This is a genomic window from Brucella ciceri (assembly GCF_041930145.1).
Classification (GTDB): domain Bacteria; phylum Pseudomonadota; class Alphaproteobacteria; order Rhizobiales; family Rhizobiaceae; genus Brucella; species Brucella intermedia.
The window spans coordinates 123,993-140,171 of record NZ_JBHEEV010000009.1 but is presented as its reverse complement, the minus strand read 5'-3'; the positions used below and the strand labels follow the sequence as shown (position 1 = coordinate 140,171).

The window sequence follows — 16,179 nt, the reverse complement described above, 5'->3', positions numbered from 1 at the left end:
ACGCAGCGTGGCGAAAATTTTGCGCCCGACCTCAAATCAGGTTGTATTCTGGAATTGGCAAAAATCAGGAAAAGTGCGCACTTCTCAAAACTCGAGAACTGCGCGCCGCGCGCTTTGTGCGTAAGTTTCTATATAAGAACACTTACGCACCAAAAGCAGCGTGCATTTGCGAACTTCTTTTAGGTCTTTTCGAGAAGTGCGCACAAAGAAGTGCGCAGTATCAGAAGTTGTATTTTGATTATGACATCGGGTTGTGGAAGGGGCTGTATAGGCTCAGTTTTTGTATCCTGTGTTGCAATAGGGATGACAGAGTTGACCGTTTTCGTCATCTCCGGTGCCTCCATCCTCTTTTCGTAGTATGTGATCATATGATACCGACATAGACGGCTCCATCATCCCGTCGCAAATTGGGCAACGCAGAGTAGAGGTCAAAGCCGACCTAATTAGAATCGCCGATTTACCAGGGTCGGAGAATGCCTTCCCTTCTACCTTTTCGCGTAGATCTATTATGCTCCCCTTCAGCCTCGCTGCGTTCGCAACGCCTTCAATCGTTATTTCTTCACTGGCGTTGCTGACTAGATAATCTAGTATATCTGCGACCCGTTCAGTGCGCACACGGCTATTCATCTGCTGCAGAATCTGAGTAACAAGTGGCTTATTACTCACTAGAAATTTCTCAATTTTTGCTCGTCCATCTGTGAATTTTTTGAAAAACAAACTGTCATTGTTGATTAACTTGCCTTTGAGTAAATATGCCATACCAAGAAATAGATCGGGAAGATATTTACCGCGATCAGAATAAAAATATACCGCGGGATGAAGCCCCAAGCTTGCCGCGCCATTTCCGGACATTCGGTTCAGAGTCGCTAACGCACGCTCCAAGGTCGCTATAGTAGCTGTGCCATCAGCATCATTCTCCGATTCCTCGAGCGTCGGCTTCCGTTTGATTTGATTGCCCTCTGTTATAGACAGCAATTTGATAAGCAAAGAAAGCGCATCGAGCGTCGATGCCGACCCCCCTAACGGAAGCTGGAGTGTTTTAATAGGCGTTCCTATCTCAGGTTGAAAAAGGAGAAAATTTGCATCTGTCGCTAGTTTCTCAATTTTCTTCTTCTCAGCGTCTTGAAACTTCGACCAATATTTATGGCCTGTCGCTGCTCTGACAATTGACCTGGCCGCGATTGCGGGAGCTCGATTGCGATTTCGAAGCAAAGACTCCTCAGTCTTATCAAGTGGCGTACCTTGCGTGTTGATTTTAAAGAAAGATGCTTCCGCTACTTCAGCGTCACCAGTTACCCACTGAAGTTCTAACTGCCTAGCACTTAAATTTTTGAGCCGTTTATTAGTTTTTAGATCATACTCAATATCTGGATTATTTGCTCTTGCAGCAAGTTTGTCTTTTAATGACCTATAACTACCGACCTTCTTCTCAACCTCCAGCCTCATCGCCTTTGCAGCTTTCTTTTGATCACTAGGAATCTCGCCACCGAAAAAGGCTATCGATACGGGGCCATCCCCATAATCGTCCTCTATCCAAGCTCGCAAACAGCTGACTCTATGGGCTCCATCAATCGCAAAAATAAATCCTTCGTCCGACTGCCATAGGATAACAGACGGCACCAAGTCTCCATCAATGAAACTTTGAATGAATGTAACTGCTTGAGCAACGCTCCATTGGTTAGTCTCTCGTTGAAAATCAGGCTTGCGCAACGATAAAACAAAATTGGAATCTGATCGCAGGTTTTCGAATGTGATCGACGCCGCGGCCTTCGCACTCGTCGTAATATCGAGAGTTTCTGATGCGCCCTTTTGCCAGAAATCTGCTCGTCTTATCATAGCATCCAGCACAAGGCGATTAGCCATAACTTACCCCCCCCCAAACCAATATCAACTGTACCCACCTTCACAAGGCTGAATCTGTTTGTCAAACAGTAGTTCAGAAATTCACATTTCCATCAACAAAGTTCACTTCTCTCGAAGTCGGCACTAATAAGAACAAAAAAAGCAATCCGCATTCCGCTATTCAATGTTCGATTCTTAATAAAGAAAGCGGAGCCGAAGCCCCGCTTTCACGATTTAATTTCCGGCCGATATCACGTTGAGTCAAACAAGCGCCCCTCTCCCTGGAGCTGCAGCAGCGGTGCGGAAAACTCTGCGCTAAAGCCTTCGGGTCTATATTCGGACCTAACTTCCCCCGAACCAAGAAGCCCCATTCTTATGAGTTTGGAGCCAAAACCCGACTTTGTCGGCGGGGCTACCGGCGGTCCTCCGATTTCGATCCAATTCATTGAGAAAACCGGCTCAACCTGCCTTTTGGATATAGCAACGTTCAGTTGCACCTGCCCCGTAGGATTAGAAAGCGCACCGTACTTAATCGCGTTTGTTGTCAATTCGTGAACCAATAGCGAGATGGTCGATGCGCCCTTCGGGCCTACCGATACATCTGGCCCTGCCATGTGAACGCGATCGTCAACTGCAAGCGCAGTTGTTACTCCAGATACGATCTGACGCAACGAACCTTCCGAGCTTTTGCCGAGCCTCAGTACATCATGCGCGTTCCCCAACGCAGAAAGCCGCTTTATGAATGTATTAATGACCTCTTCATCGGCATTGTTATTGAATGTCTGGCTCGCAATAGCGGACACCACGCTGAAGGTATTCTTGATGCGGTGAGCGAGTTCGGTATTCAGAATCCGGGCGTGCTTTTCGGCTTCCACTTTTTGCGTGGTCTCAATGACCGTGTCGATCATCCCGCCGACCCGACCCTGTTCATCAAAGATTGGGCTGTAGCAGAATGTGAAATAGCATTGTTCATCATATCCGTGTCGATCGATCACGAGCGGAAAGTCTTCGATAAATGTCGCCTCGCCAGCGTAGGCTTTCTGAACCATGGGCAGCAACTCATCCCAAGCCTCCGACCAGATATCGCGGAACGATGCTCCCATGCAGTTCTCTTTTTCCCCGAGAATTGGTCGGAAAGCATCGTTATAAATCGTCGTAAACTCCGGCCCCCAAATGATTGCTTTGGGAAAATGCGAAGCCAACATCATCTGTACTGCAGTGACCAAGTGCGCCGGCCAACTCGCTGGCACCCCTATGGGGTTCCGGCTCCAATCCAACAGCCGAATTTCATCAGCCGACTGACCACGCGCATGCAGGAAGGGCACCGCACTGTCCATAGTGTATTCCAATTTGTTCGAGGAAGATTCGTAGGCGGCACCGCCTAATCTTATGAGATAGGGCACGCAAATGCGAGCGGCAAAGTTATACTGGCATCAGTTGAATCAAACCGCCCGCACAAACGACGTCGTTTTCCGCTGCACTGGATCGCGCTCCTCGACCTTCGCCAGGAAACCTTCCTTGAAGAGTGCCTTGGTAATAAGGCCCGCACGCTTCTTCTGCACCTCGTCGTCGATATCCAGCCCCAGCGCATATGCCACCGCATGTCCAACCCAGTCTTTGGCCTGCGGCGCCTGCTTGTACATGCCGCCGTTCACAGCGCCACGGATTGCGTCTTTCTGTTCGTCCGTCAGCCCTTCAGCCACTTCCTCGCTCGACGGCCAATGCCATTCGGTCACGACCGGTGCATGGTCCTGCGGCTGGGTGAGTCCCCGCCCATTGCCCAGCGCCACGCTTTCGATATGGCGCCAGTCCAACCGGTGTGACAGCGGCGTAAGGTTCGACTTGCCATATGTGATCGAAAAATAACCAAACCGCTCCATACCGGGAATGCCAGCCTCGTTAGCTTGCGCTTCCGACATGCGGTTGAGCACACGCACGGAACGCGCTGCGCCGATCAACGCCACCGCGCCACGTGCGTCTTCGACAGTGGCCTCGCGGTCGCTTACCTTGCGCAGGTGGTGGACGATGTCGATAGAGCAGTTCGTGTAGTCCGCAATCTGCGCCCATAGCTTCGCGACCTTGTCGATTGCGCCATTGTCATTTTCGTTGACCTGGTGCGTCGACACGAATGGATCGACGATCATCACGTCGATGCCATTGGCAAGGATGGTTTCGGCAACTGCTTCGACGATTGGCTCCTGGATTTTGACGCCTTTCTTGTCATCAATAGCGACGACAAGTTCCTGCTCGCGACCGCTGTCGAGGAAAAGATGGCCGTCAATGTCTTCGGGCTTCAGGTTGAAGTGGATGCACGCTGCCATGATGCGTCGCTCAAGCTCGTCGCGCGGATCTTCGACGTTGAACAGCCAGACCTTAAGTCGACGCGGTGGCTTGACGCCGTTCAAGGCTTTGCCCGAAGCCATTGCCAGCGCTTCCACAATACTGTTTGCGGTTTTGCCAAGGCCGCCCGGTGCAACAGTGACTGAGACATACTTGCGGATGAAATGCCGGCCGAAAGCGAATTCGCGGCGTGGCAGTGTCGACGGGTCTTTCCACTGGAATGGCGTAGCTGCGAGGATGGGTTGGTCGGTGAGCTCTTCTTCGATGGGCGGTAACTTCTCTGGATCAATCTGGACGGTCGTCACCAGTTCTTCTGGGTTGACCTCTCCACCCTCCACCTTCGCCCGCGCATTGTCGAGCATGCGTGTAATGTCCACGAGCTTGGTATTGTCGTTGACGGCTTCTGGTGCCTGACGCGGATGCATCTTGCCAGCCTTCAGCCCATTGTCGATCGTTTTGCAGCAACGTGGGAAGTCCCTGCCCCAGCCGCGTGCCACATCTTGCAGCAATGCCCGCGCTTCGGATTCCGCCAGCGCACCAGCACCGACGAACGTACCCAGCCGGAACGCAGCGTCGTTCAGGCGGTTGTTGCGGTTGCCCATCGGTTCCATGGCGAGGTCGTCGAGCTCAGATTGCACCGCGCGCTCGACGTACCGGTCGTTGATTGTGCCAGAGACCGACGGCGCCTGATACATCGTCGTGCTGTCGTATGATCGCGGCAGGACAAGCTCCAGCAGCCAGTCCGGCGCACCGACCGGCTCCATATCGACCAGCCAGCGGTAAGGCTGGCCAATAGCAGGGACGCTGCCAGCCGCGATGACATAGCCACCGTCGCCACGAACATCGATGCCGGCACCCAATGCGCCACGATTGCGGACGCCAGCCTTGTGCCTGAAGAAGTAATGACGGCCTCCGCTCGTAGTTTCAGCGGTGAGCGTGGCCGGCAATGCACCGTGCTCAGCCTCCAAGGAGGCGAGCGTATCCGGCCCGCCGTGCTTCGGATCAATATCCAACACCCACGCGCCGATAGGCGCACCGGTAGGCACGCCGATCATAGCACCGGGATTGCGGCGCCAGAGTTCGCGTACAATTCGCTCATTCAGCGTCGCGCCGCGGAACCCGTTTGAGGTCAGCGGAGTTTTGGTGGCGAGGATTTCGATAAGGCCGTCCTCGTCGACGAACTCCTCATCGGCGGCACGGCATGGAAATACAGGCCAGTTACGCGCCGTGTAGGACAGAGCGACGTCGAGCATGGGGTCGGTATCCGGTAATACAGATTGCTGCATGATTACCTCGGGAGGGAAAGAGATGTGTAAAGACTACGATATGCTTCAGAGCGGTGATGGCACGTGGTCCATTGTGGCGAAGTCCACGCGGCGGCCGATAACATTCAAAGGGCGACTACAAATTGCGTTGACGGAAGACGTTGCCCATCAAGCTTTTGCGATACTCGATCGCGTCGAACATGAGCGCGAACAACAGTTGCGAGACGGCCGACTGATGTAGGGATGACCGCTTAGGCTCCTGCGAATTAAACTGGAAAACCGCTGGTTGTTTTTGTAGTGCTTAACCCTGGCTTCATACGCGGGGTAAGCATGACTTGGGGTTTTGTCGTCGGCAGACACTATAACAGGCGAAACGACATTCATGGTCAGTTTGCTGGCCAGCAACAGGGTGGCATCGTTACTCCTTCCAGCCATAACGTTGTAATTATCATCACCGGCAAGGCTGGCAGTCATTACGGTTATGAAGACCAACATCTGCCCGATGGACGTTTTGACTATTATGGTGAAGGTCAAGTCGGTGACATGGAAATGGTCCGCGGCAATAAAGCAATTCGTGACCATGCTATGTTGGGCAAGGATCTACTCCTTTTCGAAAGCCTCGGAAAAGGCAAAGATCTGATCTTCCTGGGCAGCTTTATCTGCGAGAGTTGGCGATGGGGACAGTCGCCCGATCGCAACAATGATATGCGCAAAGCCATTATCTTCGAACTTAGAAACCTCGAGAACATTGTTGAAGCCATCGATGATGAACAACCCATCCCCGCTGTGGATCTGGCTGCTATGCGAGATCTTGCTCGACAGGCAGCGGGAAGCCGCGAGGGTAAAGCGTCAACTCGCACCATCTATGAGCGAAGCCGACACGTTAGAGATTATGTGCTTGCTCGGGCCAACGGTCATTGTGAGGGTTGCGGCTGCCAAGCGCCCTTTCTGCGCATCAACGGCCAACCGTACCTGGAACCTCATCATATCCGTCGAGTGAGCGACGGCGGCCCTGATGACCCCAGCTATGTGATTGCACTTTGCCCAACCTGCCATCGCAAAGTTCATCATGGTCAGGGTGGCGCCACATACAACGATACGTTACTCAAGAAGATGCCATCTATCGAACCGCCGGCGAATAGCTAAAGCGGGGTTTCAAAATGGCGCCTCCTTCAAAGCTTCCCGCATCCCCCGCCCGCACCCTTCCCACGCGGCCTTCACGAGCATGCGCGCTTCGAGTTCATCCATGTCCTTAAGGTCGGTCTTTCCCAACTCTTGCAAATACTCCCCAACCGCCTCGACGCCGGTATCAAGGGCGCGCAGCTCGTAAGGGTCCAACCGCCTGCGGTGCCGAATATACTCGGCAATGTCGGCGCATTCCTTGCACAGCCAGCGGATAGGATCGCGATCTGCCTGCACGCCGAGGCCGACGGCGTGGCGGGCACAGACGTGGCACTGTTCGGGATGGCTCATGCGGCGTCTCCGAATAGGCTGGCCTGTAAGGGAGGCTGGTTGTCATTCGCCGGTTGCGCTTTCGCGGCAACAGGGCGCGCTTCTGTAAAGTCAACGCAAACGATCTCGCACATTGGAGAGACGCCTTTCCATTGATCGATGAAATAGGCGGTATCGACACCGCAGCCTGTATCGAAATGCAGGCTAGTCTGCTCCTGAAACTTAACGGCCTTGCCACTGGTTTGTCGCTCATAGCTCTGCCGTCCGGAATAGTTGAAGCCTGCCGACATTTGGGGAACGATGAACGTGCCGTAGTCTGCCAGATGGGACGCAATATCAATGACGTGGAATTCGAAGTCCTTTCCGCTGTACCTCGGGGAATTCTTGCTCCGCTTGATATTTCCGAATGGAGGGTTGCTAATCGCACTGTCGAAGTGCCCCAGTCCCATATCCAGAACGTCAAACACGTCAGCATGAATCCATTCTGCCTCTGGCAGTAGCTTTTTCCCGACCTCTAGGTAATCGGCATTACGCTCAATGCAGGTGATCTGCGGCCTGCTGTCATTGAATCGGCTGCGTTGCCAGATGGCGTAAGACAGCATTCCAATCCCGGCGCAGAGGTCGATGATACGACCGCCACCGGCATCTATCGCAAAATCAAACGCCATGTCGAATGGCGTGAAGAAAGCACCTGCTGCGCCATTCACGTGGTTCGCGCCTTCGTTCCAGTTTCTGTAGACAAACTCCTTATCGTCTTCCGACAGCCGCTCTTTCTGTAGGATGGCGACTGCTTGAGTATGGGCCTGAGCCTGCGCCCTTGTGAGCTTAGCCATTAAGCCACCCTCCCTAGTAAGTCCTGATTGTCGTTTGCGGCCACATACTTGCCAGCCTCATTGCCCCACGATGACCATCCCGGCCAAGCTTGACGTGCAACCAGTTCGAGATACGGGCCGTCGACAAGCCGCTCGATGCGGTCATACTGTTCGTCAGGCTTACGGCTATGCTCACGCCGCGGTGCTTTGATCAGCGAACGAACGCCTTTGCTAAGACGGCGCGGCTTACCTCGCTTGAATAGATGGCAAATTTCAACTTCCTGTCGCGTCCAATAGCCCATACCCATCCGGCCCTTGTCCCAGACAAAAGCCACGCTGACGGGACGGAATCCCCACGATGTAGCAACATCGAAAGCTTCACGCTGCAGGTGTGAAACGGTCCACATGAACAGCAAACAGTCGCGGGCGCATACCTGTTCAACAGGTAGCGCCTGGATATCATCTAGCGACATCACGCTGTAAGGCTGGCGACCTCTAGCCGGCGCGACATTCTTTTTCCTGTAGGTTCTAAATGCCCATGGCGGGTCCGCAAGGACGCAGCCGAAAGGCCCGCTCGGTAGCGGTTCATTCATCCTCATCTCCTCGTGTTTCGTGGTGGTAACCCGCCAGTTGGTGGCTGGCGGGGTGGTTGTTATTAGATTATTCGACTATTCCCAGTGCGTCTTTGACTTTCTGCTTTGCGGTTCCGTGATGATTACCGGAGAGAAATTCATCTACCGTGTAGGTCTTCTCTCCTTCAGATTTAGCGAATCCGTTGACAGCCACGTGATCCCAAACATGACGCACGACAGCGGTGCCGTCGTCTTTGCGTTCCAGGTACCACCAATCTTCGTATTGCCCCAAATGGCCCTTCGTATGCTTGAAAATTAGCGCCATTATGCCCTCCTTTATCAGTGGAGGCAGATTATATCATTACGACACGCATCTGCCAGTGAATAACAGGCGAACCAGTCGTCGTAGGTGGCGACGTTAGCTTTGTAATCATCGCTTAAATACTTATCGTAATACGGTGATACGACCATCGGGCACCCACCGACACATTGCGACCAGTCATCGCCACTGGCATATCCGCACTTTGGGCACACGGTCACAACACCTTCTCCATAGAGGCACGCATAACCCCGCGCAGTTCGTAGAAGTTGCGTGCTTCGTCGATGGCATTCAGAAGGTACTCGCGGTCCACCTGCTTCCTTGCCTCGTCCAGCCCCATCCCTTGCTCCCGCAAGCGTTTGATGCGCGGCACATAATCCGCGGGGTCTAGCTTCGCCATTACCGCGCCACCCGCTCGTCCCAGACCTTAAAACCCGGCACCTGACGCATACCGGCGCGCACGGTTTCTTCGGCCATCGACTGCACGAGTTCCTTGAAGCGCTCTGGCGCACGGCCATAGGCCCAATCCAAAGCCTTGCCTTCATCTTCCATCGTGCAGCGCCAGATCGTGCGCAGCCCTGTGCTGGTCGTTGCTGACCGATCTTCGCGCTTAGCCCATCGGTCGGCTTTCTTGGCCTCGGCAAGCAGTTCTTCGGCCTTCTCGCGCTCTTCAAGGTTGCCTGCGCTGGCTTGCATGGCTTCCTGCGCCTCTCGGGCGATGCGGTCAGCCTCTTCACGGGCTGCCCGCGCTGCAGCTTCTTTCTCGGCGACAAGCTTGTTGCGCCACGGCGTCAACAAGGCCTGCAACGTCTCCTTTCCGAGGACGACCTTGCCTTTGACTGACTTCGTATTACCGATCAGCTTGTTGTAGCGCTCCTGTATCTCCGCCTTCGCATCATCATGCGGCTTCGCTTCATCCTTGCGGGCCTCGTCGGCGCGCTTTCCAGCGTCATGCAGCTTGTCGTGCAGTTCGGTGATCGCGTCGGCCAGTTGCTGATTGCCGATCGCTTCTCCGTCCGCGAAATTCTTAGCCTCATCGAACAGGTCTTCGATTTCCTGTTTGATGGTCTCGTACGCAGTAAGCGGCGGTCTATTGTGCCCAATGGGTGCCGGGTTATACGGGTCGTAATTGTCCGTCATCATTGCTCCTCGTGTTTCGGTGCTTGGTTTTGGTAAGTTAACATGCCTCGCGGCGCATCCCGTTAATGGATTGGTTTATTTTGATAAACTTAATCCTACTGTTTTAGTGTAATTAATACTTGGATTTAACTGTTGCATGCGACGGTTGTTTATGTATATTCGCGCCACTCTTGGGAGGGAGTTAGACCGCCCAGGCGCGCACCGTCCGCTGCCGGGCGGTTTTTATTTTCCCTGCATATCAGCTATGCAGTTTCTGCCCTTGCAACGCATGAGTGGGCCGCCTATTTACGCCTCGTCCGGTTTTACTCCTCCTCCCAGAAACCGGACCCTAAGCGCGGTACTCCTCCTCCCAACCGCGCTTTTCAGATCGGCCCGCTTCGCTCCTCCTCCCAATCGCGAAGCGGGCTTTTCTATTTCATGCAGTTGCGGTGCCTATTGTTGGCAACCGTTACATTCTGTTATTTCACCATTCGCTAATATGCCCATATTCTGGTGCCGCAAACCTTCTCTGGAATGCATCCGCATCGCATGAACCAGAGCCCCCCGCCCCAACATGCGATGCGGAACTCCTAGAACGGAATATCGTCATCCAATACGTCAGCCAGCCCGGCAGATACTCGGCCATAGTTTGATGCCGGCACATTGTCGTTGCTCGCCTCTGGCACGTTGTCATTTGCAGCTCCCGCAATGGCATCGACCACTTCCCAGTATTTGCCGTTCGGCTTCACAACGATTTCCGCGGTCGGCAGCAGCTCGTTCTGGCGCTCCATGAATTCCAGCACAGTTTTCGGGAAAGGCGCCTGACCGCCGTGCTTTCGCCACCACCTGTCTGACTTCGACTTGAAGAAGCCTGTATGGGCGGGTCCGAGCCATTCATTGATTAGCGACATGCCAACCCAGTAAGACACCTTCACGCTGTCCTGCTTACCGCCCTTTCCTTCGTGATATGCGAAGGTGCGGCGCTCCACCTGGCGGGTGCTGGCGTTGTCCTTCGACAACATCGGCACGTCTTCGGCCTGCGCAGATATCTTCGGCGTTTCGTCGACCGGGAATTCATATCCGCAGTCAGGACAGGTATGCAGCGAGGCATGGATCAGCGAGCCGCAGCCTACTAAACCACGATCGTCAGGCTCTTGCGGACATTGCTTAACCGGCGCTTCCCCGTCGCCTTTTTTCATACCGGGCGGCGTGACAGCATCGATCGGGCCGTGCTTGCGAACAACACCCGCGAAATCCAAAAAGAGGCAGTTCTCCTTGCCGGGATAAAGCCGCAGACCGCGCCCCGCCATCTGGACATAAAGGCCCGCTGATAAGGTCGGGCGACAAAACGCGACCAGATCGATGATCGGCAGGTTCGTGCCGGTCGTAAGCACCGAGTTGTTTGTCAGAGCGCGGATCTTGCCAGCCTTGAAGTCAGCCAGAATCCGGTCGCGCTCACCGGTTGGGGTGTCGCCGGTCACCGTCTCACAGCTAAATCCCCGGCTGCGAATTTCATCCCGCATATGCCGGGCATGTTCGACGCCACTGCAAAAGCACAGCCATGCCTTGCGCTCCGCACCCGACGCCGTGCCATATGTGACGATCTCGTCGACCACGGAAGCGGTGATATCGTCCTTGTCGATGGCCGCCTGTAGCGCGTTCTGCTTGTAGTCGCCGCCCTGTTTGCCGACGCCCGACAGGTCGAAGGCGGTTGCCATTCCCTTCGAGATAGGACGGCAGAGATAACCTTCCTCGATCATGTCGCCGATCGGCTTTTCAAAGCAGATGTCGTCGAAAAGTGCTCCGTCACCTTCCGTCAAAAGCCCCTCACCCAGACGATAAGGCGTGGCCGTGAGGCCAACCAACTTTAGGTCCGGATTGATGGCGCGCAGGCCATCAATCAGCTTGCCGTACTGTGTCTCCGAATTTCTGGGCATCAGGTGGGCTTCATCGACCAGAACGACGTCGATATGCCCGATCTGGTCGGCTTTGTTTGCGATGGTCTGCACGCCGCCGAAAACGATCTGCGCCTTCGCATCCCGCCGGCCTACGCCAGCCGAAAAAATGCCAGCTGGCGCGAACGGCCAGATGTTCAAAAGCTCCTGATAGTTCGAGAGAATGAGCTCGCGAACATGCGTCACGACAAGCACCCGCATGTCGGGCCAGCCTTCGATCAATTCCTTGCAGATCGTGCCCAGCACTAGGCTCTTGCCGCCGCCCGTCGGAAGCACGATAAGAGGAGAGCCGGTTTGTTCGCGCCAGTAGTCGTAAAGGCCGTCAACCGAGGCGCGTTGATAATCGCGTAAGGTTAGCAATACAATTCTCCGGGGGTGGAACGTGGTACTAGATCCGATGAAGATGGATGATCCGGAAAAGATCCGAAATCTGATGAAGAATGCTGAAGGGAAGGCGCCAGAAATCGTCACGGCCTGCAAACGACGGCTTTTTCAGTTATCTGGACGCGATTATGACGACCCGATTGAGCGTCGAATTTGGGAGGCTGTGGCAGCACTCGAGGAAATCCTGAGCGCCAAGAACGGCCGTCGCCAAGCTGCGGGCTATACCCGCCGAAAAATACGTGAAACTGGGGCCATTAAAACACTCTCCGATTGGGCGCTTAGCCCGAAAGAAACTGAAGGTTTCGTCGCGCTGATCAATGACGGGCTTGCCGAGTTTACTGGGGAGTTCATCATTATGGAGCACCCAGATAGGTTTGATGATGCTGTATTAGTTGCCGCCAGAGAACGCCTCGAACGCCATGGAGTCAGCCTCCCCTCACCCCATCCACCCAAATCTCACCCGTCGCCAGTCGATAAGTAACGGTCTCCGCAACCTCGTCCGCATCGATCTGCTCGCCATTTATCAGCCCTGGCAGATAGAGGTGTGCCGGGCAGCCGTCGCGCTGTTCGTCGATCGACAAAGGCTTGTTCCAACGCGCGCATGACATATGGCAATCGCCACCATGCTCTGGTTGAACATGAAGGCAGGTGCGGCAGTTTACGCGCGGCTGCACGCCTTCGTGGCAAACGCCACGATGTTTGCAGAACATGCAGCCGAAGAACTCGGGATCTTCGCTGATACGGCTGGGCGGTTCGTCCGAAAACACGATGCGTTCGCAGCGTGCCAGCAGCCGAAGGCAGAATTCGACGTCGTATTCGATGCGCTCGGCATAAAGCGTGTCGGTGTTCTTGCACGACGCCAGATACAGGCAGCGCGTCAGGCCGAAAGCCTGCATCCCGAGCTGGCACTGGGCGTAGTGCAAGGGCTTGGCCTTTTGGCAGCCGTGTTTTTGCAGTTCCTTAATGCCCTTCTCGTTACTCGACTTGAATTCGAGCAGGTGTTCGGTCTTCGGTGCTTCTGGCACACCCATTGCCTTGCCGTCGCACTTGCCGCGCACGAACCCCGAGACCAGCCTGATTTTGTCCTGCTGCCCGTAGACATCGACGCCAATACGTTCGAGGTCGGCAACGAGGCGATCTTCCTCGATATTGCCGGTGGCGAACAGACGAAGCTGACGGCCCGAATGAACCTCGTGCGCTGAGACCCAGCGGAAGCCGAACCACAAGGCTCTGTCACATTCCGTGCCCGCCTCGCCCACGCTGATGCCCCACGAGTCCCAGGACTTAGCCTGGGCCTCGTAAGCGGCGTAGATGGCGCGAACGGTGCTGGATTCAGCTTTGGGAAGCGGGGCCATCGCCTACACCCTCATCGGCATCAGCACGCCGGTCCACTCGCCATCGCCTTTGATGACGGCAGGAGCGCCAGCATCGCCGAGCGCAAAACGCACGCTCGGTTCATCCAGCGCGCCAAGCATGTCGTTGACGTACCGGGCGTTAAATCCGGTTTCCAAAGGCTCGCCTTCGAACGTCGTCTCAACTTCGTCGCTGGCCTTGTCAGCCAGCATCAGTCGCAGCACATCGCCGACGGCGAATTTCACCGCTCGCGATTTGTCGTCCGCAACAGCGGCGACACGCTCGACCGCCTTCATGAGCGCTTGACGGTCAACGGTAAGCACGTTGCTATTGTCGGTAGGAATGACGCGCACATAGTCAGGAAACGTGCCGTCGATCAGCTTGGAAGTGATAACCGTTGAGCCAGACGAGACGCGCACCTTGTTCTGCGACAGTTCAACCGTAACAGCGCCTTTCGGCAGTAGACCGACCAGCTTTCGCGGCAGGATCACGCCGTAATCCAAAGTGCCTTCAGGGCCCATATTTCGCATAAGTCGGTGCCCGTCAGTTGCGACAGCAACCAAGCGGCCGTCAACGGCATGCAGATAAACGCCAGCCAGATAATAACGGGTCTCGTCTGTCGAAATACAGTGCACGCAAGGCGCAACAAGCGCAGCCAAATCAAGCTCGATCGTCGTGTCAAACTTACCTGCACTGAAGGACGGAAAGTCTTCTGCAGGCAAAACGTCGAGCTTGTAACGGCTGCGACCGGACGCGACGGTAAGGCGGCCTCCAACGCTAGCTGTATCCAGCTCAAGAGTAATGTCGCCAGCCGCGCGCTTTGCGATATCCGCGAGCATCTTGCCAGGAACGGTTACGCTGCCAGGCTGGCAGTCGAGCACCGGCAGGCTGGTCGTTATCTCGACATCCAGATCGGTGCCTGTCAGGCGCAGCTTGCCGTCCTCGACTGCCAAGAGCACGTTGGCAAGAATAGGAATCGTGTTGCGGCTTTCGATGGCACGGTTGACAGTTGCCAAGGCGTGCGCGAGCTCTGAGCGGTCAATGCTGACTCTCATCAAAGTCTCCTCGTGTTCGGTGGTAGAAGGCGCGGCTGGCAACCGCGCCTGTTGTTTAGCTTAGCCCCAAGGCCGCTTCTTGCCTGCCGCAGCCGCTGCCGGTGCAGGCTTGTTGCTGTTTGCCGCCGCCGGGCGGTTGTCATTGGCCGGACGCGCCTGCGCTACAGGCTGGTTGGCGTCGATTGAAGGCTGGGGGACGTTACCTTCGTCGGGAAAGTAGTATTTTTTTATTTCCGCGCGAGCCGGGTATTGGCCGTCCTTGGAAGGCTTTCCGAGACCAATCTTTGCCGTAAACACCTTGAAGTGCAGTTCTTCGGAATCCTCGACTTCCGAGACGCCGATCGCTCGGCAAAGGCTCGCGAACTGACGCTGGCCGATCTCTTGCGCCTGCGCGTTCTTGTGTTCCAGATTGTAGAAATTGAAGACCTTGCGGCCCTTGTATTCCTCGGGGCGAAGAACCGCCATCGTTGTCTTGAGGCCGGTACCGTTTGCGCCTCCCTTGACCTCCGACGCCTCGATTTCCAGTTCATAGTCGCCGTTCGGCAGCTCTTCGTAGTCCCGCTGCTCCGTATCGTGAGCAGTCGCATCAAATCTGCTGGCTAGTTTTGCCATTTGTCATTTCCTCGTGTTGTTGGTGGTGTGGTGGCGGCGAGACTTAAGCCTTCGCCCGATGAATAGCCGGGCGGAAGAACCCACCGATGAAACCAAGCGAAGCGCCGATCTGCCACATCGCAAGGCCCGCCGCGTTGATGCCAACGGCGGCAAGGAACGCATGGATCGTTTCTGCGAAAAACAGGCCCACGACCCAGCCGACGAACGCGCCACCGAGAACGCCGATGAGCGGTGCGAAGAAGAGGATGGCCGCGATTGCGACAAGGCCAGCTAGAGCTTTTTCCATTAGGCGGCCTCCCTCTGGTCATTGTCGTTGGCAACGTCGAGGTATTTTGAAAGCTCCTCGAAGCCATGCCCCTGCCGATAAGGAATGGTGGCCGGTGCACCTTTCAACCGGTTCTTCGCCAAGAACCCGGCCCGCTCATCTGTATGGATGACGCGCTCTGCGCCAGACATTCCCTCTGGCTTATTCTTCTTTTCGCCGCCGAAGCCTTCCTTCACTTGCTTTACGGACGTGCGGCGGTTGAGGAATAGGAGCGCCTTACAGTTTTCGATGACGAGATCGAGAGCCCTCTTCTGCAATTTCGGGCGATATCGATCATACGAATCCACGAGTGGATCGTTGAACGACTTAGCTTCGCTGTGCAGTATCTGAATTACAAACAGTCCTGCCCGGTTCAGCGCAGCGATAGCCTCATGGTATTCTTTCCACTCGACGTCGGCGGCAAGGTAACCCTTGCCAAAAGCTGTAGGGGAGCCCTTGTCGTTGCTATCGATGGAATCCCATCCGTTTCGCGCGCAGGTCGCAGCCCAAACCATCGGCTCGATCTTGTCGACCGAATCCAGAATGACGGTCTGAAATTCGTGTTCTTCGGTCAGAATTTCATCGAATGTGTCCAGAAGGTCGCTGAACGAAGTGATTTCAGCACTTGGTAGGTCGATGCCGTCTGGCGGCTCCTCGCCTTCAACATAAAGATACATCGGTTTTGGAAACTCAGCAGCAAGACTGGTTTTCCCGACACCTGGCGTGCCGTAAATGGCAATCGACGGTGGCGTCTTGCGCTTACTGGACTTCAATCTGTCGAAAACAGACATGTGG

Annotated in this window: 17 protein-coding genes; 2 read left to right on the top strand and 15 right to left on the bottom strand. The window is 55.1% G+C overall.

The features are described 5' to 3' along the window. Positions 1 to 273: 273 nt before the first annotated feature. The 3 genes from JNC63_RS17505 to JNC63_RS17495 form a co-directional block, all read right to left on the bottom strand. On the bottom strand, positions 274 to 1,863 hold the full coding sequence (locus tag JNC63_RS17505; protein WP_374846569.1) for an HNH endonuclease: 1,590 nt from the start codon (positions 1,861 to 1,863) through the stop codon (positions 274 to 276). 230 nt (positions 1,864 to 2,093) lie between these two features. Continuing rightward, the gene (locus JNC63_RS17500) at positions 2,094 to 3,179 is read right to left on the bottom strand and encodes a sensor histidine kinase (protein WP_374846568.1); all 1,086 of its coding nucleotides are present in this window, start codon (positions 3,177 to 3,179) and stop codon (positions 2,094 to 2,096) included. Between the two features lie 105 nt (positions 3,180 to 3,284). Continuing rightward, on the bottom strand, positions 3,285 to 5,468 hold the full coding sequence (locus tag JNC63_RS17495; protein WP_374846567.1) for a bifunctional DNA primase/polymerase: 2,184 nt from the start codon (positions 5,466 to 5,468) through the stop codon (positions 3,285 to 3,287). A 309-nt stretch (positions 5,469 to 5,777) separates the two neighbouring features. On the opposite strand from JNC63_RS17495, the gene JNC63_RS17490 reads away from it, so the two are divergent. Next, positions 5,778 to 6,593 (top strand): HNH endonuclease, encoded by an 816-nt coding sequence (locus JNC63_RS17490; RefSeq protein ID WP_374846566.1) that lies wholly within the window; start codon positions 5,778 to 5,780, stop codon positions 6,591 to 6,593. A 9-nt stretch (positions 6,594 to 6,602) separates the two neighbouring features. Here JNC63_RS17490 and JNC63_RS17485 read toward each other — a convergent pair whose 3' ends face one another. From JNC63_RS17485 to JNC63_RS17455, 7 genes are all read right to left on the bottom strand, one after another. Continuing rightward, positions 6,603 to 6,920 carry a DUF6511 domain-containing protein gene (locus JNC63_RS17485; RefSeq protein WP_112700737.1) on the bottom strand — a complete coding sequence of 106 codons (318 nt, stop codon included), beginning with the start codon at positions 6,918 to 6,920 and terminating at the stop codon, positions 6,603 to 6,605. Beyond that, positions 6,917 to 7,732, bottom strand: a complete 816-nt coding sequence (locus tag JNC63_RS17480) for a methyltransferase (protein ID WP_374846565.1) — start codon at positions 7,730 to 7,732, stop codon at positions 6,917 to 6,919. The genes JNC63_RS17485 and JNC63_RS17480 overlap by 4 nt, the downstream gene beginning before the upstream one ends. After that, positions 7,732 to 8,304 carry an MT-A70 family methyltransferase gene (locus tag JNC63_RS17475; RefSeq protein ID WP_374846563.1) on the bottom strand — a complete coding sequence of 191 codons (573 nt, stop codon included), beginning with the start codon at positions 8,302 to 8,304 and terminating at the stop codon, positions 7,732 to 7,734. The genes JNC63_RS17480 and JNC63_RS17475 overlap by 1 nt, the downstream gene beginning before the upstream one ends. 67 nt (positions 8,305 to 8,371) lie before the next feature. Next, entirely contained in the window at positions 8,372 to 8,608 is a 237-nt protein-coding gene (locus JNC63_RS17470; protein ID WP_374846561.1) for a hypothetical protein, read from the bottom strand. A gap of 211 nt (positions 8,609 to 8,819) precedes the next feature. Beyond that, entirely contained in the window at positions 8,820 to 9,002 is a 183-nt protein-coding gene (locus JNC63_RS17465) for a hypothetical protein (protein ID WP_253126206.1), read from the bottom strand. Beyond that, positions 9,002 to 9,742 (bottom strand): hypothetical protein, encoded by a 741-nt coding sequence (locus tag JNC63_RS17460; protein WP_374846560.1) that lies wholly within the window; start codon positions 9,740 to 9,742, stop codon positions 9,002 to 9,004. The genes JNC63_RS17465 and JNC63_RS17460 overlap by 1 nt, the downstream gene beginning before the upstream one ends. A gap of 569 nt (positions 9,743 to 10,311) precedes the next feature. Continuing rightward, entirely contained in the window at positions 10,312 to 12,036 is a 1,725-nt protein-coding gene (locus JNC63_RS17455; protein ID WP_374846559.1) for a DEAD/DEAH box helicase, read from the bottom strand. Between the two features lie 37 nt (positions 12,037 to 12,073). On the opposite strand from JNC63_RS17455, the gene JNC63_RS17450 reads away from it, so the two are divergent. Beyond that, positions 12,074 to 12,541: a hypothetical protein gene (locus JNC63_RS17450; protein ID WP_162997407.1), complete on the top strand. Its 468-nt coding sequence runs from the start codon at positions 12,074 to 12,076 to the stop codon at positions 12,539 to 12,541. Here JNC63_RS17450 and JNC63_RS17445 read toward each other — a convergent pair. The 5 genes from JNC63_RS17445 to JNC63_RS17425 are packed head-to-tail and all read right to left on the bottom strand — an operon-like array spanning position 12,486 to position 16,175. After that, a complete protein-coding gene (locus JNC63_RS17445) occupies positions 12,486 to 13,415 on the bottom strand; it encodes an oxidoreductase (protein WP_374846558.1) in 930 nt (309 codons plus the stop codon). The genes JNC63_RS17450 and JNC63_RS17445 overlap by 56 nt on opposite strands. Positions 13,416 to 13,418: 3 nt before the next feature. Further along, positions 13,419 to 14,468: a DNA polymerase III subunit beta gene (dnaN, locus tag JNC63_RS17440; protein ID WP_374846557.1), complete on the bottom strand. Its 1,050-nt coding sequence runs from the start codon at positions 14,466 to 14,468 to the stop codon at positions 13,419 to 13,421. A gap of 60 nt (positions 14,469 to 14,528) precedes the next feature. Continuing rightward, positions 14,529 to 15,080, bottom strand: coding sequence for a DUF669 domain-containing protein (locus tag JNC63_RS17435; RefSeq protein WP_374846556.1), 552 nt, complete (start codon positions 15,078 to 15,080; stop codon positions 14,529 to 14,531). Positions 15,081 to 15,123: 43 nt separating this feature from the next. Then, positions 15,124 to 15,366: a hypothetical protein gene (locus tag JNC63_RS17430; protein WP_021587370.1), complete on the bottom strand. Its 243-nt coding sequence runs from the start codon at positions 15,364 to 15,366 to the stop codon at positions 15,124 to 15,126. Continuing rightward, entirely contained in the window at positions 15,366 to 16,175 is an 810-nt protein-coding gene (locus JNC63_RS17425) for an ATP-binding protein (RefSeq protein ID WP_313709173.1), read from the bottom strand. Before JNC63_RS17425 ends, JNC63_RS17430 begins: the two co-directional genes overlap by 1 nt. Between the last annotated feature and the right edge of the window lie 4 nt (positions 16,176 to 16,179).

What these genes read in the sequence shown, in the direction of transcription:
- JNC63_RS17445 (WP_374846558.1), bottom strand. Translation starts at nt 13,415, where the DNA reads ATGGCCCCGCTTCCCAAAGCTGAATCCAGCACCGTTCGCGCCATCTAC.
- JNC63_RS17425 (WP_313709173.1), bottom strand. Translation starts at nt 16,175, where the DNA reads ATGTCTGTTTTCGACAGATTGAAGTCCAGTAAGCGCAAGACGCCACCG.
- JNC63_RS17470 (WP_374846561.1), bottom strand. Translation starts at nt 8,608, where the DNA reads ATGGCGCTAATTTTCAAGCATACGAAGGGCCATTTGGGGCAATACGAA.
- JNC63_RS17490 (WP_374846566.1), top strand. Translation starts at nt 5,778, where the DNA reads ATGACTTGGGGTTTTGTCGTCGGCAGACACTATAACAGGCGAAACGAC.
- JNC63_RS17495 (WP_374846567.1), bottom strand. Translation starts at nt 5,468, where the DNA reads ATGCAGCAATCTGTATTACCGGATACCGACCCCATGCTCGACGTCGCT.
- dnaN (WP_374846557.1), bottom strand. Translation starts at nt 14,468, where the DNA reads ATGAGAGTCAGCATTGACCGCTCAGAGCTCGCGCACGCCTTGGCAACT.
- JNC63_RS17505 (WP_374846569.1), bottom strand. Translation starts at nt 1,863, where the DNA reads ATGGCTAATCGCCTTGTGCTGGATGCTATGATAAGACGAGCAGATTTC.
- JNC63_RS17465 (WP_253126206.1), bottom strand. Translation starts at nt 9,002, where the DNA reads ATGGCGAAGCTAGACCCCGCGGATTATGTGCCGCGCATCAAACGCTTG.
- JNC63_RS17480 (WP_374846565.1), bottom strand. Translation starts at nt 7,732, where the DNA reads ATGGCTAAGCTCACAAGGGCGCAGGCTCAGGCCCATACTCAAGCAGTC.
- JNC63_RS17485 (WP_112700737.1), bottom strand. Translation starts at nt 6,920, where the DNA reads ATGAGCCATCCCGAACAGTGCCACGTCTGTGCCCGCCACGCCGTCGGC.
- JNC63_RS17430 (WP_021587370.1), bottom strand. Translation starts at nt 15,366, where the DNA reads ATGGAAAAAGCTCTAGCTGGCCTTGTCGCAATCGCGGCCATCCTCTTC.
- JNC63_RS17450 (WP_162997407.1), top strand. Translation starts at nt 12,074, where the DNA reads ATGAAGATGGATGATCCGGAAAAGATCCGAAATCTGATGAAGAATGCT.
- JNC63_RS17435 (WP_374846556.1), bottom strand. Translation starts at nt 15,080, where the DNA reads ATGGCAAAACTAGCCAGCAGATTTGATGCGACTGCTCACGATACGGAG.
- JNC63_RS17475 (WP_374846563.1), bottom strand. Translation starts at nt 8,304, where the DNA reads ATGAATGAACCGCTACCGAGCGGGCCTTTCGGCTGCGTCCTTGCGGAC.
- JNC63_RS17460 (WP_374846560.1), bottom strand. Translation starts at nt 9,742, where the DNA reads ATGACGGACAATTACGACCCGTATAACCCGGCACCCATTGGGCACAAT.
- JNC63_RS17500 (WP_374846568.1), bottom strand. Translation starts at nt 3,179, where the DNA reads ATGGACAGTGCGGTGCCCTTCCTGCATGCGCGTGGTCAGTCGGCTGAT.